The organism is Nocardia sp. CNS-044, from assembly GCF_059570515.1.
Window position 1 is genome coordinate 245,501 of the sequence record NZ_JCANSX010000010.1, and the last position, 23,153, is coordinate 268,653.

19 protein-coding genes are annotated in these 23,153 nt (G+C 68.1%); 10 read left to right on the plus strand and 9 right to left on the minus strand.

The genetic code is table 11. The annotated features are described in order from the left end of the window. Positions 1-244 precede the first annotated feature (244 nt). Positions 245-1,696 (plus strand): APC family permease, encoded by a 1,452-nt coding sequence (locus tag T333_RS27135; RefSeq protein ID WP_496426402.1) that lies wholly within the window; start codon positions 245-247, stop codon positions 1,694-1,696. Positions 1,697-1,746: 50 nt separating this feature from the next. On the opposite strand, the gene T333_RS27140 is transcribed toward T333_RS27135, so the two are convergent. Both T333_RS27140 and T333_RS27145 read right to left on the minus strand, forming a co-directional pair. Further along, positions 1,747-3,363: an FAD-dependent monooxygenase gene (locus tag T333_RS27140; RefSeq protein WP_496426273.1), complete on the minus strand. Its 1,617-nt coding sequence runs from the start codon at positions 3,361-3,363 to the stop codon at positions 1,747-1,749. 113 nt (positions 3,364-3,476) lie between these two features. Continuing rightward, complete coding sequence (locus tag T333_RS27145; RefSeq protein WP_357246973.1) at positions 3,477-4,034, minus strand: TetR family transcriptional regulator; 558 nt, start codon at positions 4,032-4,034, stop codon at positions 3,477-3,479. Between the two features lie 87 nt (positions 4,035-4,121). Here T333_RS27145 and T333_RS27150 point away from each other — a divergent pair, with 87 nt between their 5' ends. After that, complete coding sequence (locus T333_RS27150) at positions 4,122-4,592, plus strand: DUF4334 domain-containing protein (protein WP_357246970.1); 471 nt, start codon at positions 4,122-4,124, stop codon at positions 4,590-4,592. Beyond that, positions 4,589-5,677: an NAD(P)-dependent alcohol dehydrogenase gene (locus T333_RS27155; RefSeq protein ID WP_496426403.1), complete on the plus strand. Its 1,089-nt coding sequence runs from the start codon at positions 4,589-4,591 to the stop codon at positions 5,675-5,677. Before T333_RS27150 ends, T333_RS27155 begins: the two co-directional genes overlap by 4 nt. Positions 5,678-5,764: 87 nt before the next feature. Here T333_RS27155 and T333_RS27160 read toward each other — a convergent pair whose 3' ends face one another. Both T333_RS27160 and T333_RS27165 read right to left on the minus strand, forming a co-directional pair. After that, positions 5,765-6,499, minus strand: a complete 735-nt coding sequence (locus T333_RS27160; RefSeq protein ID WP_496426274.1) for a TylF/MycF/NovP-related O-methyltransferase — start codon at positions 6,497-6,499, stop codon at positions 5,765-5,767. Between the two features lie 95 nt (positions 6,500-6,594). After that, positions 6,595-7,494, minus strand: coding sequence for a 4-hydroxy-tetrahydrodipicolinate synthase family protein (locus tag T333_RS27165; protein WP_496426275.1), 900 nt, complete (start codon positions 7,492-7,494; stop codon positions 6,595-6,597). A 70-nt stretch (positions 7,495-7,564) separates the two neighbouring features. On the opposite strand from T333_RS27165, the gene T333_RS27170 reads away from it, so the two are divergent. Beyond that, positions 7,565-8,437 (plus strand): LysR family transcriptional regulator, encoded by an 873-nt coding sequence (locus T333_RS27170; RefSeq protein ID WP_496426276.1) that lies wholly within the window; start codon positions 7,565-7,567, stop codon positions 8,435-8,437. Positions 8,438-8,443: 6 nt separating this feature from the next. Here the strand turns inward: T333_RS27170 and T333_RS27175 are convergent, their stop codons facing one another. Next, a complete protein-coding gene (locus tag T333_RS27175; protein WP_355003475.1) occupies positions 8,444-8,920 on the minus strand; it encodes a nitroreductase family deazaflavin-dependent oxidoreductase in 477 nt (158 codons plus the stop codon). 302 nt (positions 8,921-9,222) lie between these two features. Here T333_RS27175 and T333_RS27180 point away from each other — a divergent pair, with 302 nt between their 5' ends. From T333_RS27180 to T333_RS27190, 3 genes are all read left to right on the plus strand, one after another. Further along, positions 9,223-11,445, plus strand: coding sequence for an MMPL family transporter (locus tag T333_RS27180; RefSeq protein WP_496426277.1), 2,223 nt, complete (start codon positions 9,223-9,225; stop codon positions 11,443-11,445). 111 nt (positions 11,446-11,556) lie between these two features. Then, a complete protein-coding gene (locus T333_RS27185) occupies positions 11,557-12,357 on the plus strand; it encodes a class I SAM-dependent methyltransferase (RefSeq protein WP_355003476.1) in 801 nt (266 codons plus the stop codon). A gap of 404 nt (positions 12,358-12,761) precedes the next feature. Continuing rightward, positions 12,762-14,087, plus strand: coding sequence for a family 1 glycosylhydrolase (locus tag T333_RS27190; RefSeq protein WP_496426278.1), 1,326 nt, complete (start codon positions 12,762-12,764; stop codon positions 14,085-14,087). A gap of 50 nt (positions 14,088-14,137) precedes the next feature. Here T333_RS27190 and T333_RS27195 read toward each other — a convergent pair whose 3' ends face one another. Beyond that, on the minus strand, positions 14,138-15,460 hold the full coding sequence (locus tag T333_RS27195) for a PucR family transcriptional regulator (protein ID WP_496426279.1): 1,323 nt from the start codon (positions 15,458-15,460) through the stop codon (positions 14,138-14,140). A gap of 122 nt (positions 15,461-15,582) precedes the next feature. Beyond that, positions 15,583-17,202, minus strand: coding sequence for an amidohydrolase (locus T333_RS27200; RefSeq protein ID WP_496426280.1), 1,620 nt, complete (start codon positions 17,200-17,202; stop codon positions 15,583-15,585). A 210-nt stretch (positions 17,203-17,412) separates the two neighbouring features. Here T333_RS27200 and T333_RS27205 point away from each other — a divergent pair, with 210 nt between their 5' ends. Further along, complete coding sequence (locus T333_RS27205; protein WP_355003479.1) at positions 17,413-18,633, plus strand: cytochrome P450; 1,221 nt, start codon at positions 17,413-17,415, stop codon at positions 18,631-18,633. Continuing rightward, positions 18,630-19,187 carry a TetR/AcrR family transcriptional regulator gene (locus tag T333_RS27210; protein ID WP_496426281.1) on the plus strand — a complete coding sequence of 186 codons (558 nt, stop codon included), beginning with the start codon at positions 18,630-18,632 and terminating at the stop codon, positions 19,185-19,187. The genes T333_RS27205 and T333_RS27210 overlap by 4 nt, the downstream gene beginning before the upstream one ends. A gap of 32 nt (positions 19,188-19,219) precedes the next feature. Here the strand turns inward: T333_RS27210 and ctaD are convergent, their stop codons facing one another. Further along, a complete protein-coding gene (ctaD, locus tag T333_RS27215; protein WP_355003481.1) occupies positions 19,220-20,974 on the minus strand; it encodes an aa3-type cytochrome oxidase subunit I in 1,755 nt (584 codons plus the stop codon). Between the two features lie 406 nt (positions 20,975-21,380). On the opposite strand from ctaD, the gene T333_RS27220 reads away from it, so the two are divergent. Continuing rightward, positions 21,381-22,103: a TetR/AcrR family transcriptional regulator gene (locus T333_RS27220; RefSeq protein ID WP_496426404.1), complete on the plus strand. Its 723-nt coding sequence runs from the start codon at positions 21,381-21,383 to the stop codon at positions 22,101-22,103. Positions 22,104-22,119: 16 nt separating this feature from the next. On the opposite strand, the gene T333_RS27225 is transcribed toward T333_RS27220, so the two are convergent. After that, positions 22,120-23,109 (minus strand): AurF N-oxygenase family protein, encoded by a 990-nt coding sequence (locus T333_RS27225; protein ID WP_355003482.1) that lies wholly within the window; start codon positions 23,107-23,109, stop codon positions 22,120-22,122. Positions 23,110-23,153 lie beyond the last annotated feature (44 nt).

Consider the following 23,153-nt stretch of genomic DNA (forward strand, 5'->3'; position numbering starts at 1 on the left):
CCACCGCGGCACCGACAGCTCACGGAAAAAGGGCGTCCGATCGGTTTCGCGATCGGGTCGTCGATCCACCACGCGAGGGCCGGCCTGGAAATTCCCCGAAGCCGAGCGCACGCGAATAGGGTTTCACTCGTATCCCGAGCACGACATCACCAGCGAGATTCGGACGACCATTCGCCCCGTCGACCCTCGGTTCGGCGGGACTCCTTCCGAGAGAAGTGAGGTGATCGAGGTGGCGGACGCCAGCATGCCCGCGGGGACCGGCGAGAGTTCGGTGGAGGCCGGGGGCTATCGGCAGGAGCTGAAACGGACGCTGGGCTCGTTTCAGGTCTTCGCGATCTCGTTCGCGTTCATCTCGGTGGCGGTCGGCATCTTCGCGACCTACGACGACGTGCTCCAGAACGCGGGACCGGTCGGGATCTGGTTGTGGATCGCGGCCGCGGTGGGCCAGGCGCTGGTGGCCTTGGTGGTGGCGCAGTTCGCCGCGCGCATTCCGCTGAGCGGCTCGTCGTATCAGTGGGCTTCGCGGTTGGCCAACCCGAAGATCGGGTGGGGGTTCGGTTGGCTGACCTTCTGTTATCTGGCGGTGGCCGTGGTGGCGGTGGACAACGCGCTGGCCAGCGAAGCGTTCATGCCACTGCTGGGCATGCGGCCGGACGAGGGCACCGCGCGCCTGATCACGCTGGCGGTGCTGCTCCTTCAGGCGGTGCTGGCCATCGCTTCGACGCGCATCGTGAGCATGATCAACGCGTCCGCGGTGGGCTTGGAGCTGGTGCTGGTCGTGGTGGTGGCGATCGCGCTCGTCGTGGCCGTGGCGGTCACCGGCAACGGCACGACCGACAACCTGACCTCGCGCGGTGTCACCGAGAACGCCTCCGACTATTTCGCCGTCGGCGGTGGCCTGATGATCGCGATGATCATGGGGTTGGGCACGCTCGTCGGTTTCGACGCCGCGGCGAACCTGGCCGAGGAGGCCAAGGATCCTTATCGCAGCGTCCCTCGCGCGATCGTGGGGTCGGTCGTGGCGGCCGGGGTGCTGGGGCTGCTGTTCGTGGTCGCGCTCACCGTCGCGATCGATGACATCCCGAAGATCAGCGCGAGCGGTTCGCCGGTCGCGGCGATCATGCGCGACCAGCTCGGTCCGGTGATGGAACGCATCCTGCTCGTCGCCATCACCTTCTCGTTCTTCGGCGCCGGGATGGTGGTGATGGCCGCCTGCTCGCGGCTCGTTTTCGCGATGTCGCGCGACGCACGCTTTCCCGCTCACCGGCTGATGCGGCGGGTCGACCCGCGCACGCGCACGCCGGTCCCGGCGACGATCCTGATCTTCTGCCTGGGTGTCGTCTTGATGGTCGCGCTGCCCGGCGACGCGCTGCTGGAGCTGATCACCGCGTCGACGATCCTGCCCGCCCTCATCTACGGCTCGACGATCGTTCTCTACCTGACGGTGCGCAAACGATTGGACCGCAGGAAGGGCGCCTTCGATCTAGGCCGCTTCGAACTTCCCGTCGCGATCGCCGCGCTGCTGTGGTCGGCCGTCGCGCTGTTCGTGCTGGTGACGCCCGAAGACGCGGTGGTCCCGGTGCTGATCGTGGCCGGTCTACTTCTCGCGGGTGGGGCGTTCTTCCTCGCCCTGCTGATATTCGACCGCGAGGCGCTCGAGACCGAGCCCGGCGAGGTGAACGTCTTCGAGCACTGACCGATTGGGCCGATCACGCGACCTCGCGGCGCCCAGGTTTCGCGGGCGGTTCAGCGGAAGATCTGCGCGAAGTGTTTCGTCAGGTCTTCCGGGGTGGGGTCGTGTTCGGCGAAGCCGAGGTAGCCGTCGGGCCGGATGACGTAGGCGGCCAACCCTTTTGCGCCGTAGGCGCGGGCGAAGGCGCCGTCGCGGTCGCGGATGACCGGCAGCACCGAGGTGTCGGGGTCGGCGGTGGGGGCGGTGATCAAATAGAGGTCGACTTTTCCGTGGGTGGCGCGGCGCGCGGCGTCGGTGAGGGCGCACACGGTGGCGGACGACTCGGGGCCCGCCGCTTCGTCGAGGTAGAGCAGCACGGTGTGGTCGGTGCGGCCGAGCAGGGAGAACAGCCGGATCGGGTAGGCGACGGCGTCTCGGGTCAGACCGGCCGCGTCGGGGGCGCGGCATCCGGGGCGCGGGCCGGGCTGGTCGTCGGGTGCGTGGCTGATCAGCGGGCTTTCGGAGTAGTCGATCAGCAGTTGGGCTTCCCTGCGGATGACGTAGTCCGGATCGGTCTCCCCCGCGCCGATGCCTTCGCGCGCGCTGCGCACGGTGCGGCCGACGACTTCCTGCCCGACCGGTCTGCGCTCGGCGTCGTAGCTGGCGAGGAGATCACCCGCGCCGATGCCGCCGAGGGTCAGAGCGAGCTTCCAGGCGAGATTGTGCGCGTCCTGGATGCCGGTGTTCATGCCCTGCGCACCCGTGGGCGGATGAATGTGCGCGGCATCCCCCGCGACGAAAACCCTTCCGCGCGAATAGGAATCGACGATGCGATGACTGATGCGGAACACCGACGACCAGCGCAGGCTCGACGCGGTGACCGGTTCGGGCGCCAGCCGGTCCAGCACCGCTTGGATGTGGTGCAGCTCGGGCGCATGAGCTCCTTCGAAGCCGTGCTCGACCGCCTCGCCGGTGCTCGGCGCCGTCGCGAGTTCCTCCGGCACCAGCATCGATACCCGGTACCGGCGCTTGCCCGGCAGCGGGATGCACACCAGCAGATCGTCGGTGACGCCGTCGGTCCGGTGCATCGATCGGATGCTGTACCCGCGCGGCATCGACCAGTCCAGTTCGACATCGCCGAGCATGTACTGCTCGGCGAACGCCGCGCCGTCGAACCCGAGTCCCAACGCCTTGCGCACGAGGCTGTGCGCGCCGTCGCAACCGATCAGATACTGCGCCTGCACCCGGCGCTCACCCTTCTCGTCGGTGAGCACCACGTGCACGCCGGAGTCGTCCTGCTCGAGATGGGTGAGCGAGGTGCCGCACTCGATGCGCGTGCCGGTGGTCGCCAGACGTTTGCGCAGAATCCGTTCGGTCTCGTATTGCGGCAGCCCGACGAACCGGTACGGGACGTCGGCGGGCAGCGTCAACGCCACGCGCTCGACCGCGGCGCCGTTGACGTAGACGATCTGGCCGCGCAGCAGGATCGACGAGTCGAGCACCTGGCGCAGCACACCCATGCCCTCGAATACCTCGAGCGTGCGTGGCTGAATACCGACCGCTTTGGCGTAGCGCGGCGGTTCGACGGCCGCGTCGATGATCCGGCACCGCACCCCGCGCCGAGCCAATTCGATGGCCGCGGTCAGTCCGACCGGACCGGCACCGACGACGAGCACTTCCGTGTCGACCATGTGACATCACCTCGCAGTGGATGTTCACGGAGCGATCCGGCGAGTCTACGCCCGCTCGCCTGCGCCCATTCGCGCTTCCTGGCAAACACCCAGCATTCGCAGCGGACCGGGCGTCACGGGGCGGCCAGACGCCGCGCGGCCGAAACCACCGCGGCGCGGCGTTCGGCGATGCTGTGCGGTTCCGCGACCCGCGCGGCATGCACGGCGGCGGTGCGAACCAGATCGGTGAGCATGACGACGAGCGTGACGGGCTGGAAGTCGGTGGTGATCAGACCCTCGCGCTGTCCGCGTTCGATTTCGCCGATCTTGGTGGCGATCACCCGGCGCACCGCGTCCTCGGCCTCGGGAATGCGGATGTGTTCGATCTCGGCCCAGGTTTGCAAGCGGGCGTTCTCCGGGTGTCGCAGATAGTGATCGAACAGGCGGCCCGCGTATCCCGGCAGGTCCGCCGCGTCGAGCGCAGTCTCGTCGGTGGTCTGGCCCGCCCACTGTTCGGTGACCGCCGCGTAGAGCTCGTCCTTGCTCGCGAAGTACGCGTAGAGCCGGTCCTTGCTGGCGCGCGCGGCGGTCGCGATGCGGTTGATCCGCGCACCGGCGACCCCGTAGCGGGCGAATTCCTCCTTGGCCGCGGCGAGGATTCGGTCCCTGGTGGCGTGGCCTGCTGCGCGCATGCCCGGAATCCTATATTGCCGAACCATTTGGTTCGGGATATGGTTCGCGAACCAGATGGTTCTGCAACTTCGGAAAGGCGACCGACGATGAGCACTGCGTCCTGGCGGGATCTGGCCGCACGAGAATCCGGGGTCTCGACCCAAGCACTGGACGAGCTGTGGGCGGGTCTGCCGACCGTACGGGCCGAACAGATCCTCGGCGACTGGCGCGGCGCCGCGTTCCAGACCGGCCATCCGCTGTGCCGCGCGCTGCCCGCGAGCCGCTGGTACGGCAAGCGATTTCGCTCGCTGACCCACGCCGAGCCGCTGATCTGCCGCGCCGAGGACGGCTCGCTGTACTCGAACAAGGAACTCGGCGACGGCGAGGCGTCGCTGTGGAACGTCGAGTTCCGCGGCGAGGTGACCGCGACGATGGTCTACGACGGCAAGCCGGTGTTCGATCATTTCAAGCCGCTCGACGACTCGACGCTGCTCGGCATCATGAACGGCCGCCCGGACCTCGTGCTCGCCGACGGCGCGCACTTCTACTTCCTGCTCGAACGGGTCACCGCGTGCTGACCACCTCCGCGGTCCTGTCCCGCGATCCGTCCGCGCCGTTCTCCGTGGAAGCCGTGCAGATCGACGCGCCGCGCGCCGGGGAGATCCTGGTCCGGGTGCGGGCGGTCGGCATCTGCCATACCGACCTCGTCACCCGCGCCGCGGGCGGACCGGACCGGCCGCTGTTGCTCGGGCACGAAGGCGCCGGTGTGGTCGAGGCGGTCGGCGCCGAGGTCACCACCGTGCGCCCGGGCGACCACGTCGTACTGACCTTCCGGCATTGCGGACGCTGCGCCAACTGCCGCGGCGGCCGACCCGCCTACTGCCATCGGTCGATCACGTTGAACCAGTTCGGCTCTCGCGAGGACCGCGCACCGCGCGTCACCGCGGCCGGGACGCCGGTGCGGGACGGATTCTTCGGGCAGTCCAGCTTCGCGGGCTACGCGCTGACCACCCCGGACAACACCGTCGTCATCGATCCCGCGACCGATCCGGTCGTCGCCGCGCCGCTCGGGTGCGGATTCCAGACCGGCGCGGGCGCGGTGCTCAACGCCCTGCGACCCGCATCCGACGCCCAGTTCGTCGTCTACGGCGCGGGCGCGGTCGGGATGGCGGGCCTGCTCGCCGCACGCGCGGCCGGTGTGGAGCGCATCGTCGTCGTCGAGCCGAACCCCGCCCGCCGCGCACTGGCACTCGACCTCGGCGCCACCGCCGCACTGGATCCGACGACCGACGACACCGCCACCGCCGTCCGCGAAACCACCGGCGGCGGTGCGACTCACGCCCTGGACACCACCGGACATCCCGGCGTCCTCACCGAAGCGGTATCGGCACTGACGACCGGCGGCACGGTGGTGGCGGTCGGACTCGGCACGGGCGTTCCCGACATCGACGTGCGCGATATCGTCCTGGGCGGCAAGACGATCCGCGGTTGCCTCGAGGGCGACGCCGACCCGCACACCTTCATCCCACACCTGCTCGAACTCCATGCCGCGGGCCGTTTCCCGATCGATCGGCTCGTGGTCGACTACCCGCACATCCAAATCGACACCGCACTCGAGCACCAACGCGACGGCCGCACCGTCAAACCCGTCCTCACCTGGTAATCCGCTGCGGCAGAATCATTGGGGTGGAACGGATCTCCTTCGAGCTCGCGGAACGGCTGCGCGCCGCGATGGCGACACCGATCTGACTCAGCGCACGGTTTCGTTCGACGCGGCCGCCGCGGAGACGGTCGGCGGGATCGCGTGCCGGTAGACGCCCAGCGTCCAGGTCGGGTCCGCGGAGACCACGCTGACCGCCAGCGGTGTGCCGAAGACGTCCTCGCACGCTTTCATGACGCCCGGCGCTTTGGGTTGCGCGACGGCGCGATCGGGCGGTGACGCGGGGTCGGCGTAGTCGTCGATGACCAGAATCGCGCCCGGCGCCAGCCGCGGCAGACACGCACGCAGACACAGCAGCGTCGACTCGTAGCGATCGCCGTCCAAGTAGGCGAAGGAGATCCGGGCGGGCAACTGTTCGGGCACGGTGTGGGCGAACCAGCCCGCGTGCACGTGCGGGCGGCGCAGGCCGAACCGCTCGTGCAGGTTCACCACCTCGCCGACCGAGGCCGCGAACTCGCCCTCGGCCAGATAGGCGCTGTCGTGGCGACCCGGCGCGGGCAGCCCGCGAAACGAGTCGTAGGCGTGCACCGGCGGATCCGCGCCTACGGAGTCCAGCACCGCCCGCAGCCACGCGGTCATTCCGCCTCGGTAACAACCGAATTCGACAACGGCGCCCGGAATGCCCGCGCGCGCCACGCGGGCGAGCTCACGCTCCACGATCGTCATCCGCCCTCGATCGACGGTCCGGGGCTGGGTCCGCAACAAGTACTCCTGTAACGCGCCGCGACGATCGTGCACAACGCCCTCCGCTCGTGCGGTTGCCACACCGGACTACGCCAGAATAGCAATCGGCTATCTCCAGCGACGGGGAACGCCTAGGCCTCCCGCACACCAGTGGCACCGCCCGACGCTGACCTGGTCTACCGGGCGACCACGGGCACCGCGCCCAGCGCCCCCAGCGCCCGATCCACCGAATCCGCCGCGGCGGGCAACAGCGGCAACCGCACCGCCGGGCTCGGAATGCGTCCCAGCGCGTGCAGCACGCCCTTGATCACCGTCGGATTCGGCTCGGCGAACGCCGTCACCGCCACCCCGGCCAGCTCCGCGCCGATCGCCCGCGCCGACGCGAGGTCCCCGATGCGCCAAGCATTTTCGAGGGCGACGAAACGCGCTGGCGCCAGCTGCGCGGTCGCCACGATGCCGCCCGCCGCGCCCAGCGCGAGCAGCGGCGAGAGGAACGCGTCGTCCCCGGCGAGCACCGCGAAATCCGCGGGCGGATCGGCGAGCAACTCGACCGCGTCGGTGTCCACACCGCCGACCGCGTACTTCACACCGACGACGCCGTCCAAGGCCGCGATCTCCCGCAGTGTGCTCGCACTCAACGAACGACCGGTCCGATAGGGAATGTGGTAAACGATCAGCGGCACCGGCGAACTCGCCGCGAGGTGAGCGTAGTGCGCGACGACCCCGGCCTCGGAAGGCCGCGTGTAGTACGGCACCGGCACCAACGCCGCGGTCACCTGCGGCCACGCCGCCAGCTCCACCAGCCCGGCGAGGCTGGCGCGGGTGTCGTTGCCGCCCGCCCCGACGATCAACGGCGCACCCGTCGCCGCGCACACCCTGGCGCACACCTCGATCACACCGCGCCGTTCCACGGCGTCCAGCGTCGCCGCCTCGGCGGTCGTGCCCAACGCCACCAGTCCCGCCGCGCCCGCGTCCAGCACGCCGCGCGCCAGCGATTCCAGCGCGTCCCACGCGACGGCGCCGTCGTCGGTGAACGGCGTGACCAGCGGTACGAAAATTCCTTGGAATCGGTGCATACCGCCAGCGTGCCGCACCAAGAGATTAAGAACCAGTTCGCATTTGTGCTGCCGAACGTAAGCTGAACTGATGCTCGACGTGCGCAGGCTGCGGCTGCTGCGGGAACTCGCCCGGCGCGGCACCATCGCCGCCGTCGCCGAGGCGCTCGCGTTCACCCCCTCCGCGGTCTCCCAGCAACTCACCGCGCTGGAACGCGAAGCGGGCGTCGCCCTGCTGGAACGCACCGGACGCCGCGTCACGCTCACCCCGGCCGGACACACCCTCGTCGCACACGCCGACGCGGTGCTCGCCCGGCTCGAAGAGGCCGAGGCCGACCTCGCCGACGCCAGAGCCGGACTGACCGGACCGCTGCGCATCGGCGCCTTTCCCAGCGCCACCCAGGCCTTCATCCCCGACACCCTCACCAGGCTCGCCACCGCCCACCCCGGCCTGGAACCCCGTGTCACCGAACTCGATCCGGCCCGCGTCGCCGCCGCGCTGCGCGCCGGGGAACTCGACGTCGCCCTCGTCCACGACTACGACCTGGTCCCGTTCCCGCCCGAACCCGGCGTGCACACCGAACCGCTCTACCGCGAAGCCATGTTCCTCGCCGCCGACACCGCGACCCCCGGCGCCACCCTCGACACCTGGCGCGACGCACCCTGGATCGTGGCCACCGCGGGCACCCGCTGCCACACCATGACCCTCCGCGCCTGCCAAGCCGCGGGATTCACCCCGCGCGTCCACCACCAGGTCGACGACTTCAGCACCGTGCTGGCCTTCGTCGCCGCCGGACACGGCGTCGCCCTCGTCCCCGAACTCAGCGCCACCGAACCCCCACCCGGTGTGCGCCTCGTCCGGCTTCCGATCGCCCGCACCACGACCATCGCGTGCCGCGCGGGCGCGGGCCGGCATCCCGCCGTCTCCGCCTTCTCCACGGCCGTGCGATCCGCCCTCGGCTGATCGCGCTCACTCCCGGCGCAGTTCGAAGATCCGGAACTCGCGGCCGCCGGAGAGCTCGTACTCCATCTCGTAGCCGGGCCAGAACTCCACGGCCAGATCCCAGACGCGCTTGCGCTCGACGCCGGTGATCTCGGTGACCCGCACCGGGAAACGCTGGCCCCGATGCCCGACCGTCGCGACACTGGCCGCACGCAGGTTCGCCGACCACACCGGATGCTTCGCACTGCCCCAGTTCGACCCGATCACCAGGAAGTCCGCGCCGCGCGGCACATACAGCAGCGACGTGGTGCGCGGCACCCCGGTCTTGCGTCCGGCCACCGTGACTTCGATCGACGGCAGGCCCACCAGATCGAGCACGCCGAACCGCCCGCGAGTCACCCACCGGATGAACCGCTCCAGCGGCAGCACCAGCGGCGCCGTACGCATCACCCACCGCTGCTGCGCGAGGCGCCTGGCGAGAGTCGGCAACGGATTGGAGACCATAACCGCATGGTGCCACGTCGCGGCGGCCGCGTCCGCCCGCGAACGCCGAAGCGGTCCAATTCACACCGCACACGCCTCCTACGACACCAGAACTCCGGCATCGCCGCACAGATGTGCGAACCGCTGACCCATGAATTCAATAGTTAAACGTCGACATTTCAACAACGTCTGTACTTTTGATGCCAGAAACCCCGGCGAACCCCACGGAAAGGACACGGCCCCTTGGTCTTCCGCACAGCAGGATCGGCACACCGACCGAAACCGGCCACCCACGCCCACCCCTGCCCCCGCGGAGACCGCTGATGTTCGCGCGATGGGGGGAACTCGTCCACCGATACCGATTCGGCGTACTCGGCATCGTCATCGCCGGACTGCTCGCACTCGCGGGCTACGGCATCGGCATCGAAAACCACCTCAGCTCCAGCGGATTGGAAGACCCCACCGCCGAATCCGCCCGAGCGAGCCGCCTCGCCGACGAAGCATGGGGCCGCGACCACGAATCCGACGTCGTCCTGCTCATCACCGCCCCCAACGGCAAAACCGTCGACGACCCCGACCTCAGCCGTACCGTCGTCGACCACCTCGACAACCTCACCCGCGACCACCCCGACGAGATCACCGGCATCAACGGCGCCTACTGGGCCACCGAAACCGGTAAGGCCAGCGGCCCCCTCTTCGCCGGAGACGACCGCCGCCACGCCTTCGTCCTCATCGCCATCCGCGGCGACGACGACACCGAAATGGTGCGCAACTACCGAAAGGTCAAGAACGACTTCCCCATTCCCGGTGTCGACGTCCAAGTCGCCGGACTCCAACCCATCGCGGGCACCCTCACCGACACCCTCACCGACGACGTGCACCGCATGGAGGTCGTCGCATTACCGGTCGTCGCCGTCCTGCTGTTCTTCGTCTTCGGCGGACTCGTCGCCGCCGCACTACCGCTGGCCATCGGCGCGCTCACCGTCACCGGCGCCAACGGCATCATGCGGATATTCACCAACTTCACCGAGGTCAACTCCTTCGTCACCGGCGTCGTCTCGATGATCGGCGTCGGCCTCGCCATCGACTACGGCCTGTTCATCGTCAGCCGCTTCCGCGAAGAACTCGCCGCGGGCCACGACACCCGCACCGCCGTCCGGCGCACCGTCAGCACGGCGGGCCGCACCGTCGTCTTCTCCGCGACCATGATCGTCGCCAGCCTCGGCGGACTACTGATCTTCCCGCAAGGATTCCTCAAATCCCTCGCCTACGGCGCGATCGCCACCGTCCTGCTCGCCGCGCTCACCGCGATCACCATCCTGCCCGCCGCTCTCGGCATCCTCGGACCGCGCGTGGACAGCCTCGGCCTCAGCCGATTCCGCCGAACCAAGACCGCCACCGAGATCGAGAACGGATTCTGGGGCCGCACCACCGACTGGGTGATGCGCAAGCCGCTGCGCGTCGCCGTCCCGCTCGTCCTCGGACTCTGCCTGCTCATCATCCCGATGCAGAACCTCGCCTTCGGCGGCATGAGCGAGACCTACCTGCCACCGGACAACTCCACCCGCCTCGCCCAGCAGCACTTCGACGAACTGTTCCCCAAACGCCAGCCCGACCCGCTCCAGCTCATCGTCGTCTCCGACGACCGCGCCGCCATCGGCGCGCTCTACCGCCAGGTCAACCAAGCACCCGGGCTCGCAAGCGAATTCAGCGTGCCCGCCTCCGCACCAGGCCGCACCGACCTCTATCGCATGCGCGCCACCCTCGCCGATTCCGACAACGCGGGCCCGACGATCGACTACCTCCGCGCACTCGACGTGCCCGACGGACTCACCCTCCTCGTCGGCGGCCAGCCCGCCATCCAAGAGGACAGCATCGACACCCTGCTCGAACGCATGCCGTACATGATCGCCGCGGTCGTGCTCGTCACCACGCTGCTGATGTTCCTGACCTTCGGCTCACTCGTCCTGCCGATCAAGGCCGCGCTGATGAGCGCACTCGGCCTCGGCTCCACGCTCGGCATCCTCACCTGGATCTTCATCGACGGCCACGGCGCTGAGCTGCTCAACTTCACCCCGCAGCCGATCATGTCCCCGGTGCTGGTGCTCATCATCGCCATCGTCTACGGACTGTCCACCGACTACGAGGTTTTCCTGCTGTCGCGCATGGTCGAAGCGAAGGCCAAGGGCGCCGACACCACCCAGGCGATCCGCGTCGGCACCGCGCACACCGGCGCGATCATCACCGCCGCCGCACTCATCTTGCTGGTGGTGACCGGCGCGTTCGCGTTCTCCGACCTCGTGATGATGCAGTACATCGCCTACGGCATGATCGCCGCCCTGTTCATCGACGCCACGATCCTGCGCATGCTGCTGGTCCCCGCGGTCATGAAACTGCTCGGCGACAGGTGCTGGTGGGCGCCCGCCTGGATGCAGCGGATCCAGCGCAAGATCGGCCTCGGCGAGTCCGTTTTGGACGACGAATCACGAGGCCGCGCCGCGCCCGAGGCCACTCCGGACTCGGCAACGGTGTCCGCGCGGAGCTGATCGGCGGCCGAGTCACCCGGGAAAACGCGGGGTCGCCACCTTCACCCGGAGTACGCTCACCGCCAGAAGGGAGCGTCACCACCCGCCGACCGGACCGAAGGACGTGCACCGATGAGCAGCCGTCTCGACGCCGAGTACGCCGATCCCACACCGCTACGGGTGCGGATCGACACCCACGAGCGCTACTCGGAGATACCCCACGACCCGGGCGGCGAAGTCCTCGCCGCACTCGCCCTCTCCGGCGCGGAATACCTCGCCGACGTCGGCTGCGGTGACGCCCGGTTCCTCGCTCGGCTCGTCGCGTACGGCCATCGCGGCCCGCTGCTCGGCATCGACACCTCCCCCGCCATGGTCGCCGCCGCCCAGGCCGTTCCCGGCGTGCGCGGCGTCCGCGCCGACGCCCGCCATATCCCGTTCGACGACAACAGCTTCGACGTCCTCACCGCACGCCACATGCTCTACCACGTCCCGGACCCGGCGGCCGCGCTACACGAATTCCGGCGCGCCACGAAACCAGGCGGCACCGTCGCGGTCGTCGTCAACCATCGCGAAACCTGCCCGTACATCGGCGAACTCGTCGACGCGCACGCCGCGAGCTACGGCATCGAGCCCGGCGCCGCGCCGCCGCGCACCGTGGATTCGGAGAGCTTGCCCCGGCTCATGTCCGACGTCTTCGGGACCGTGCACGTCCAGCGCTGCGACAACGCGCTCGTCTTCGACAACCCCGCGCCGCTGATTCGCTTCGCGGAAGCCATCTTCGGTTGCCGCGGCATCGAACGCGATCACCCCGATCGCGACGCGATACTGGCCGATCTGAGCGCCGACGTCGAAGACTGGTTCGGCCATCACCCCGGGCGCACCTGGCGCGATCCCAAGGGGTACGTCGTCGCCACCGCACTCGTCGCGGAGTGATCGCCCGCCCCTTGCGGTAAGAGCTTGGTGAGTGGGCACTTTCGGTTTCTTCTCGGTGTACGTGAGTCGTGGCTGTATTTCGTGAAAGTGAGGTTACATAGTTAGATGCGCATATCTACGTATCAGCATGTTGATTACCAAGACCATTCAGTCGCTTCACCCGTCCGACCAGCGGGACCTTGCGCAGTCCGAGATCGCCGATACCGGCCTCGCCTACCCCGGCCCTCGTCTCGCTCGAGCCGCTTCTCCCCTACCCCACCGGGAAGCCCTGCCGCACTCCGCGATCCTCCCCCGATACGGACGGGCGACCAGTTACAGTGTTCGCCGTGGTCTCACCCGACCCGGTGCCCTACCCGGCACCGGAGGTCCACGAGCGCCGACCACCCATTCGGAACAGGAGTTCGATGCGATCCCCCAGTCGCCGCCACGTCCTGGCCGCCCTCGCGGCCACTACCGCCGCGCTGGTCGTCGGCGGTAACGCGCCCGCGTACGCCCGCCCAGCTCCGCCAGCGCAGGTGCAGCCCTTCGGCAGCGACTTCCTGTGGGGCGTCGCCGCGTCCGGATATCAGTCGGAAGGCGATGCGCCGGACAGTAATTGGTCGCGGTACGTCGCGGCGGGCAAGACCCAGGACCCGTACGAGAACGCCATCGACTTCCACAGCCGCTACCGCTCGGACATCGAGCTGGCCGCCCAGCTCGGCGTGCGGGTGTATCGCATCGGCATCGAATGGGCGCGGCTCCAGCCGCGGCCCGGCGAGTGGGACGAAGCCGGATTCCGCTTCTACGACAACGTGATAGCGGCGATTCGCGACGCGGGTATGCGACCGATGCTGACCATCGACCACTGGGTCTACCCCGGCTGGGAGGTCGACCGCGGCGGCTGGCGCAACCCTGCGATCGTCGAGGACTGGCTGGCCAACGCCAGGCGGGTGGTCGACCGGTACGCGGGGGCGGACCCGCTCTGGGTGACCTTCAACGAGCCGATGATGTACGTGCTCAACGAGCTTCGGCACGGCGGCATCGGCCCCGCCGACGTGCCCGCCATGCACGACCGAATCGCCAGGGCGCACAACGCGATCTACGACCACATCCACGCGGTGCAGCCGGGCGCCATGGTGACGAGCAACGTCGCCTACATCCCCGCCGCCGAGGACGCGGTGAACAAGCCGCTCATCGACAAGATCGCCGCCAAGCTGGACTACGTCGGCATCGACTACTACTACGGCCTCTCCCCCGACAACCTCACGGGGATGACGAACTTCACCGAGCTGTGGAAGAACCCGTTGCAGCCCGAGGGCATCTACTATGCGCTGCAACACTATTCGCGCGCGTTTCCCGGCAAGCCACTCTACATCGTGGAGAACGGCATGCCCACCGAGAACGGCATGCCGCGCTGGGACGCCTACAGCCGCGCCGACAACCTGCGTGACACCGTCTACTGGCTACAGCGCGCCAAGGCCGACGGCATCGATCTGATCGGCTACAACTACTGGAGCCTGACCGACAACTACGAATGGGGCTCCTACACACTCCGTTTCGGCCTCTACACGGTCGACGTGCTGACCGACCCGACGCTGACGAGGCGCCCCACCGACGCCGTCGCCGCCTACCGCGCCATCACCAGCCACGGCGGCGTACCGGCCGACTACCTGCCGACGCGGCTGCCGAAGGAATGCTCGTTCGTGGACGCGCTCGCCAGCTGCGCCGATCCCGTGACCGTGCCTCGCTGACCCGCCCGCCGGGCGTGCGGCACGTGGGCTCGCGCGCCGCAGGCCCGACGTCAGGGGCGTCGTCCGCGCGGGGGCGCCGCGATGTCGTGCACCACGGCTTCCTGTTCGCCGCCACCGGTTTCCGGCTCGCCGAAGCCGACGGGCGGGGGCACGTCTCCGGTGCGGTGTGCCCGGGCGACCAAGGCCGAGCGCAGATACCACAGGCCCGAGGCCTGGGTGGGGTCGAAGGCGATGAGCTGGCCGATTCGTTTGAGGCGGTAGTCGACGGTGTTGGTGTGCACGTGCAGCAGCCGCGCGGTGCGCTGCCGGTTCAGGTTCGTGCTGATGTGCACCTGAAGGGTTTCCAGTAGTTCGGGGTAGTCGTCCAGCGGATCGAGCAGCGAGCCGAGGAAGTCGCGCGCCGGGCCCGGCCGGGTGAGCTGGTATTCCAGCGCCAGGTCGTTGAAGCGATACAGACCCGACACGCTGTGCATCCGGTGCACCATGTCGAGCAGCTCGTGCGCCTGATCGGCGGCCTGCGGTATGCGTTCCGGGGTGGCCTCGACGGCGCTGGCGCGCACGGGAACCTGAGCGGCCCTGGACAATTGGGCGACCAGCTCGTCGAGTTCCGGGTCGTCGAGGGTGGAGGTCGGGATGAGAATGGTGCCGCCGTCCACGCTCAACAGCGAGAGCGCGCTGTCGCCGCACCGGGTGGCCAGCTCCGCCTGCAACCTGCGTAGCTTGCGGCGGGCGACCACCTTGCTGTCCAGCGTCGGGTTCCGTTCGTCGCGGTGCGGCGGCACCGCGAGCGCGAGCACGTGGTAGGAATCGGCGATTTGGATGCCGCATTCGCGGGCCATGGTCGAGGTGCTGTTGCCGCCGAGCAGTGCCGAGGTCAGCGTGTGAACGGCCGTGTGGTGCTCGCTCACCACGGCGCGCAGTTCCTTCACGTACGCCACCGAGACCGTCGCGATGATGGTGTCGAGGATGTCCATGAAGCGGCGGGCCACGTTCACCAGGCTCTCGTGATCCTGCGTGGTGGCATTGGCCAGGATCAGATCGAAGCCGAGTTTGAAGCCCTCGTGGATGGCGTGCTGGATGGTGTCGATCGGAATGCCCTCGCGCGCCCAGCCCGCGGCCGCGGCGCCGACTCGCTCGATGTCCTCGCCGACCTCGTTGCCATCCAGCATCCGCACGGCCAGTTCCAGACACACCCGGGTCACCGCGGTCACGTCGCCACTGAGCGCCTCGCCGGGTAGCGTGCCGCAGGGCACCACGTTCTTCACGAAGTGCCCGACCATGCGCTGGGAGAGGGTCCTGGTGTCCTTGAGATGGGTCGAGACCGGACGGCCCGAGACGATGAGATCAGGATCGGCCATGTTGGGAGCGGTCACGAATGGTTCCTTCCGGCCGGAATTGCACAGCGATCAAACGTAACGGGATTCGTGTGCGCGGTGGGCCGGGTCGATCGCGGATTGTGAATACTTCCAATGTGTTTGTGACTTGTCACAAATGCTCAGGCTTGGTAGGTCGGCTCCCCCGCCAGGTACGTGGCGCGCACCTCGATGTCGGCCAGTTCCTCCGGGGGTACCCACCGGGGATCCTGATCCAAAACGACCAGATCCGCGTACTTGCCGGGGGTGAGGGAACCGGTGATGTCGTCGGCGAACAGCTGATACGCCGCGTCGATGGTCTGGGCGCGCAGCGCCTGGTCGACGGTGATCCTTTCCGCCGGTGCGAGTACGCGTCCGCTGCGCGAGGTTCGCGTCACCGCCGCCGCCATGTTGCGCAGCGGTTCCTCCTCGGTGACCGGGCAGTCGTTGTGGAACGACACGCGCATACCCGCGTCGAGTGCCGATCGGGTGCGCACCCAGTTCGCGCCGCGCTCGGGGCCGAACAGGTCGTCGACGAGCACGTCACCCCAGTAGTAGACGTGATCGACGAACAGACTGCACGTGATGCCGAGTCGCGCGGCACGCCGGAATTGCTCGGGCGTCATCGCGCCGCAGTGCTCCAAGCGCAGCCGGTGATCCCGGCGCGGATACCGGGCCAGCGCGTTCTCGTAGACGTCGAGGATCGTGTCGACGCCGTGATCGCCGTGCACGTGACAGGCGATCTGCCAGCCCATCGGGTAGTACGCGCCGACGATCTGGTGCAGTTGGTCCGCGGTGTAGTTGGCGTGGCCGCGGTGGTCGTGCCCGAGCCCGAGTACGGCCGTGGCGGGGGTGTTCAGATACGGGAACGAGGTGTCGATGTTGCCGACCCACGGTGATCCGTCGACCCAGATCTTGATGCCGATCTGGCGGAACAGGTCGTCGCCGTTCTCCAGCGGGCAGTACGACTCCCCGCCCGGATCGGCCATCTCGTAGACCCGCATCCGCACCTTGGCTCGCTGCTGCTGATAGAGCGCGCTGGTCAGCGGACGCATCTGCTGGGCGAAGGCCATATCGCTGCACAACGTGACACCGCGGCTCGCGAGGTCGGCGTGTTCGCGGGCCAGCAGTTCCGGGCCCGCGAGTTGCTCGGCGAGCATGGGTCCGATGAGCGAGAGCACGGCGGGGGCTTCGTAGACCTTGCCGGTGAGCCTGCCGTAGTCGTCCCTGTCGTAGTGCCCGCCTGCCGGATCCGGCAGGTCATCGGAAAGACCGGCGAATCGCATGGCCGCCCCGTTCGCCCACGCGAGGTGTCCGGAGTTCTGCCAGATCACGATCGGCCGGTCGGGTCCGAGTTCGTCCAGCCACGCCCTGGTCGGCTCCGGAAAACCGGTCTGCAACAGCACATCCAAGCCGTAGAAGATCAATGGACGGCCCGCGGGAGCCGCGGCGACCGCGCGCAGAATCTCGGCGTGCGCGTCCTCGGCGCTCGGACAGGTGGTGACCGGGCGAATGTCGATCACGATGTCGGAGTACAGCATCTGATCCTGGGTCGGATGGGTGTGCGCCTCCACGAAGCCCGGCATCAGGCAGCGATCTCCCAGGTCGATCATCTCGGTGCCGGGTCCGCGCATGGCCAGCACGTCGTCTCCGCCGACCGCGGCGATACGCCCGTCGGACACCGCGACCGCGCGCGCACCCTCGCGCTCGGGATCCAACGCGAGGATCGTGCCGCCGGTGAAGATCAGATCGGCTGTGCTCATCGAAACCTCCGTGGAACGGGTCGGGCCAGCGGACGGGCCGCTTTGCCACTCGATTGCGAAGAGCGTGCGATCTACGACGATAACAGTTGGTACAGGTGGTTTGTGTTGACAAATGGATGTTGCCGATCCCCCTTCGCGGCGGTGAGGAACCCGAGAATCGAGTTGAAACGCGTTCTAGACAAAGAACATAGTTTGTCTTACCGTCGATATATGCAAGCAGGTTTGTCACACAACGGCGTGTTCCAATTGCGGTCCGGCGACACTTGGCGCGATCCGTGGCCGATGTACGCCGAGCTGCGCGATCACGATCCGGTCCACCACGTGATTCCGGCGGACCGCCCCGACGAGGACTACTACGTGCTGTCCCGTTTCACCGACGTCTACGACGCGGTGCGCGACGCCGAGACCTTCTCCTCGGCCTCGGGCATCACGGTCGACTACCACGATCTGGAGAAGATCGGCCTCGGCGAGAACAAGCCGTTCGTGTTCACCGACGCCCCCGACCACACGATCTTCCGTCGCCGGGTGGCCAAGGGCTTCACTCCCCGGCAGGTCGAGGAGATCCGTCCCGCCGTAAGGGAATTCGTCGTCGAGCGCATCGAGCGGCTGCGCGAAGCCGGTGGCGGCGACATCTCCGTCGAGCTGTTCAAGCCGCTGCCCACCATGGTGGTCGCGCACTATCTGGGCGTGCCCGCCGCGGATCGGCCGAAGTTCGACGAATGGACCGACAGCATCGTCGCCGCCTCGGCCACCGGCAACGTCTACTCGGCGCAGGCCGCCGTCGGCGAACTCACGCAGTACTTCACCGCGATGATCGAACGCCGCCGCCTCGAACCGGCCGACGACACCATCACCCACCTGGTGGCCTCCGGCCTCGGCGAACCCGACGACATCCCCGGCATCCTGCAGATCATCGGCTTCGCCTTCACCATGATCACCGGCGGCAACGACACCACCACCGGAAATCTCGGCGGCGCGGTCCAATTGCTGACCACCTACCCCGACCAGCGCAAGCGGCTCGTCGACGATCCGAGCCTGATCCCGGACTCGGTCACCGAGTTCCTGCGGCTGACCTCGCCGGTGCAGAACATGGCCCGCACCGTGACCAGGGACGTGGAGATCGAGGGCGTCACCATTCCGGCGGGCAGGCGGGCGCTGATGCTCTACGCCTCGGCCAACCGCGACGAACGCGAATTCGGCCCGGACGCCGCGGAATTGGACGTCACCCGCAGGCCGAAGACCATCCTCACCTTCGGCCACGGCAACCACCACTGTCTCGGCGCGGCGGCCGCCCGCATGCAGGCCACCATCGCGTTGCAAGAGTTGCTCGCCCGCTGTCCGGACTTCACCGTCGACATGGATGGCGTCCGCTACGCGGAGGGCAACTACGTGCGCTGGCCGGTGCACGTCCCGTTCGTGGCGAGCGCATGAACACCGACTGGCTGGCCGAGCAGCGCACCGAACTGGCCGCGCAACGGATCCTGGACGCGGCCGCGCGCCTGTTCGCCGAACGGGGTGTGGCCGAGACCCAGATGGCGGATATCGCCAAGGCGGCGGGATGTTCGCGCGCGACGGTCTACCGCTACTTCGAGAACCGGCACGCGGTGCGGCTCGCCTTCGTGCACCGGGAGGCGCGACGCGTCGGTGCGGCGGTGGTCGCGGAGGTCGACGGGATCGCCGATCCGGGCGAGCGGATCGTGACCGCCATGCTCACCGCGGTGCGCGCGGTCCGCGCGGAGCCGCTGCTGATCGCCTGGTTCCGGCCCGCCGACGCGGGTCTCGCCGTGGAGATCGGTCAGTCCTCGCAAGTGATCGAGGCGCTCGCGGCCGCCTTCCTGCCGGAGTCGATCGGCGGCGACCGGGCGCGGCTGGCGCGGTGGCTGACCCGGCTGATCGTCTCGCTGATCACGGTCCCCGGCGTCGACGACGCGGACGAACGCGCCATGCTGGAGCATTTCGTCGCGCCGCTGTTCGCCTCCGCCTGACCGCTCGGCGACGGTCGCGGGCACCGAAGTCGCTATGCCTTCTTTTCGGGCGCGCCCGCGACCGGTTCCATGACGGCTTCACCGTGCCGCGGCGCACCCCAGCCCACGTGCGCCTCGGCGCGCATGCGATCGATCATGTGCGGGTAGTGCAGCTCGAACGCGGGACGCTCGGAACGGATGCGCGGCAGCTCGTAGAAGTTGTGCCGCGGCGGCGGGCAGGTGGTCGCCCACTCCAGCGAATTGCCGTAGCCCCAGGGATCGTCCACCGTGACGGGTTCGCCGTACCGTGCGCTCTTGAAGACGTTCCAGACGAACGGCAGCACCGAGGCGCCCAGGATGAACGAGCCGATGGTGGAAACCGTGTTCAGGCCGGTGAATCCGTCCGAGGGCAGGTAGTCGGCGTAACGACGCGGGAAGCCCTCGTTACCGAGCCAGTGCTGCACCAGGAAGGTCATGTGGAAGCCGACGAACGTGGTCCAGAAGTGCCACTTGCCGAGCCGTTCGTCGAGCATCCGGCCGGTCATCTTGGGGAACCAGAAGTAGATGCCCGCGTACGTCGCGAAGGCGATGGTGCCGAAGAGCACGTAGTGGAAATGCGCGACAACGAAGTACGAGTCGGACACGTGGAAGTCCAGCGGCGGGCTGGCCAGGATCACGCCGGACAGGCCGCCGAACAGGAACGTGACGATGAAGCCGATCGAGAACAGCATCGGCGTCTCGAAGGTCAGCTGACCGCGCCACATGGTGCCGATCCAGTTGAAGAACTTCACGCCGGTGGGCACCGCGATGAGGAAGGTCATGAACGAGAAGAACGGCAGCAGCACCGCGCCGGTGGCGAACATGTGATGCGCCCACACCGCGACGGACAGCGCGGCGATGCCGAGCGTCGCGTAGACCAGCGTGGTGTAACCGAAGATCGGCTTGCGGCTGAACACCGGGAAGATCTCCGAGACGATGCCGAAGAACGGCAGCGCGATGATGTACACCTCGGGATGGCCGAAGAACCAGAACAGATGCTGGTAGAGGATCACCCCGCCGGTGGCCGGGTCGTAGATGTGCCCGCCGAGGTGGCGGTCGTAGGCGATCGCGAACAGCGCGGCGGTGAGGATCGGGAAGGCGAGCAGGATCAGCACACTGGTGACGACGATGTTCCAGGTGAAGATCGGCATCCGGAACATGGTCATGCCGGGCGCGCGCAGGCAGACCACGGTGGTGATCATGTTGACCGCGCCGAGGATGGTGCCCAGACCCGAGACCGCCAGACCGAGGATCCACATGTCACCGCCGACTCCCGGCGAGTGCATCATGTCGCTGAGCGGTTGGTAGGCGGTCCAGCCGAAGTCGGCCGCACCGCCCGGAGTCACGAAACCCGCGGTCGCCATGGTCGCACCGAACAGGTACAGCCAGTAGCTGAAGGCATTGAGGCGCGGGAAGGCCACGTCGGGTGCGCCGATCTGCAGCGGCAGGATCAGGTTGGCGAACGCGAACACCACGGCGGTCGCGTAGAACAGCAGCATGATCGTGCCGTGCATGGTGAACAGCTGATTGAACTGCTCGGTGGACAGGAACTGCATGCCGGGCCTGGCCAGTTCACCGCGCATGAGCAGCGCCATCAGGCCGCCGATCATGAAGAACGACATGGAGGTGACCAAGTACATCTGGCCGAGCACCTTCGGGTCGGTCGTGGTGACCAACTTCAAGACGAACGACCCCTTCGGCCCCACCCGTCCCGGGTACGGCCGGACGGCCTCGAGTTCCGACTCCGGCCTGGGAGCTACGGCAGTCACCACATCCTCCTCGCGCGTCAGATTCCGGTCCGTAGCTCGTGTCTCCGCTGCGGATCCCCACGATCGAACGACGGCGAGCATACGCCGGGCAATTACGCAAGAGTGCAGTTTCGGGCACCTTGTTGCCGTGTCGTTGCGTACTGTCCGACCTGCGTAAATGTGAACCGCATACTTTTGCCTCGTGGCCGGATTCCGCGTCGGCTTCCGGTGACACACCGCGCCGACCGCGATTCTCCAGAGAACCGCGAAGGACTCGGTTAGGGTCGGCACGTCATGACCGCCGGGCTCGGTGCCCTCGCGACACCACCCTGCGGGTCCGGCGGTCATGGCCATCCCCACCCCCACCGCGTCGAGATCCGCAATGCCACCCGCGCTCTCACCGGTGCTCTAAACTCGAGCCGTGTCGATGTCCTCGTCACCCGCCCCGCAGCCGACCGGTGGCAGGCAGGCGCGCTGGCAGCCGCACAACACTCGGCGGCGCGAACGCATCGTGACGGCCCTGATCGAGTTGATCGAGGAGACGCCGATGGGCGTCGAGGTCTCCATGCAGCGGATCACCGAGCGCTCCGGATTGTCGAAATCGGTGGTGTACCGCCAGTTCTCGGGTCGCGAGGACCTCGACCGACGCACCAGGACCGCGATCGGTGATCAATTCACCGACGACATCGACGCCGCGCTCGACATCTCCGACGGTTCCATCCACGTCATCCTGCGCCGCACCATCGCCGCGGTCGTGGACTGGATCGACCAGCACGCGCGTCTCTACGACTTCCTGCGCCGCGGTCCCGCGCTCGGCGACCCCGACGACGTGGACGGTGTGAGCAGCCTTAAGGACCGGATCGCGGCACGCACCCGCCAGCTGGTCTCCGGCCTGGCCGGGGTGGTCGGCGTGGTGGACGAGGCGGCCGCGGACACGATGACCTTCGCCATCGTGTCCATGACGGAGGCCACCGTGACGCGCTGGGCGCGCGCTCCGGAACGCTCGATGAGCCGCGACGAACTCGTCACCGAGCTGGCCGGTTACGCGTGGAGCGTGCTGGACGGAGTCGCGCGGGCGCACCGTCTCGCGTTGGACCCCGACGAACCGCTGCTCGCCGCGCTCGCCCGGTTGGCGAGCGTCGAGTCCTGACGGGCCGCGAAATGCCTCAGGCGATGCGGCGTTCGGGTTCGCTGCGGTAGCGCGCGGCGTCGCCGTCGATGTGCAGCATCGACCACACCCGCTTGGTGACCGGGTTCATCAGACCGAGTTCGCCCGCGAGTTTGCGGATGTCGCCGAAGTAGCCGGACAGGATCCGGCGCGACTGCGGAGCACGCCAGAACGCGTCGCGGAACACCTCGCGCGGGATGTCGAAGTCCTTGGCGAACGAGCGCGGCGGCACCATGATCTCCCCGGCCAGCCAGCGCATCGCCAGCGGAAAGGCCAAGGCGCAGACGGCTTTACCCGCCGGGCTCATGCGTTCGATGTGCGCCTTCAGGAACTCGTTGGCGAAGGAGATGTGCCGCGCTTCCTCGGCGATGTGGATCTCCATGGTGCGCAGCACGGCGGGCGGAATGTTGCCGCCGTCGCGGATGATCGCCTTCTGGTAGTGGTCGATCGGTTCCTCGCCGCCGAGGATGCCGATGAACAGGATGACGTGCGCGTAGCCGCCCGCCACGCCGATCAGCGGAGAGAGCGCGCGGAAGATCGGCCGCATACCGGGCACATCCACGCCGATCCGGTTGACCAGCTCCTGGAACATCTGGATGTGGTTGCACTCTTCGGTCATCTCGTGCAGGCAGTAACGGAACTCCGGAGAGCCGTTGGGCAGCTTCATGATGTACTGCATCATTCCGCGGATCAGCACGCTCTCGAAGGCCGCGCCCACCTTGATCACGTTCGCGGTGCGCCATCGGCCGATCTCGATCTGCCGCTGCGGCGGCAGGTTTCGGTACCAGTCGGTCGCGCCGAGCGGATCGAACTCCGGGGACAGGATCCATCGTGGATCGTCCTTGTCGATCGCGAATTCCGGTCCGTCCCAGTCGATGTCCAGGTAGGGGTCGAATTTCCGGTGCACCGAACCCTCGGACAGGGTGTCCAGCGTCTCCCAGTACTCCCGATCGAACAGTCCGGTGCGAACCGATTCGGACAGCGTCATCGATGCCTCCTCGCTCAGGCCGACGCTGGGCGCCGGCACCGCGC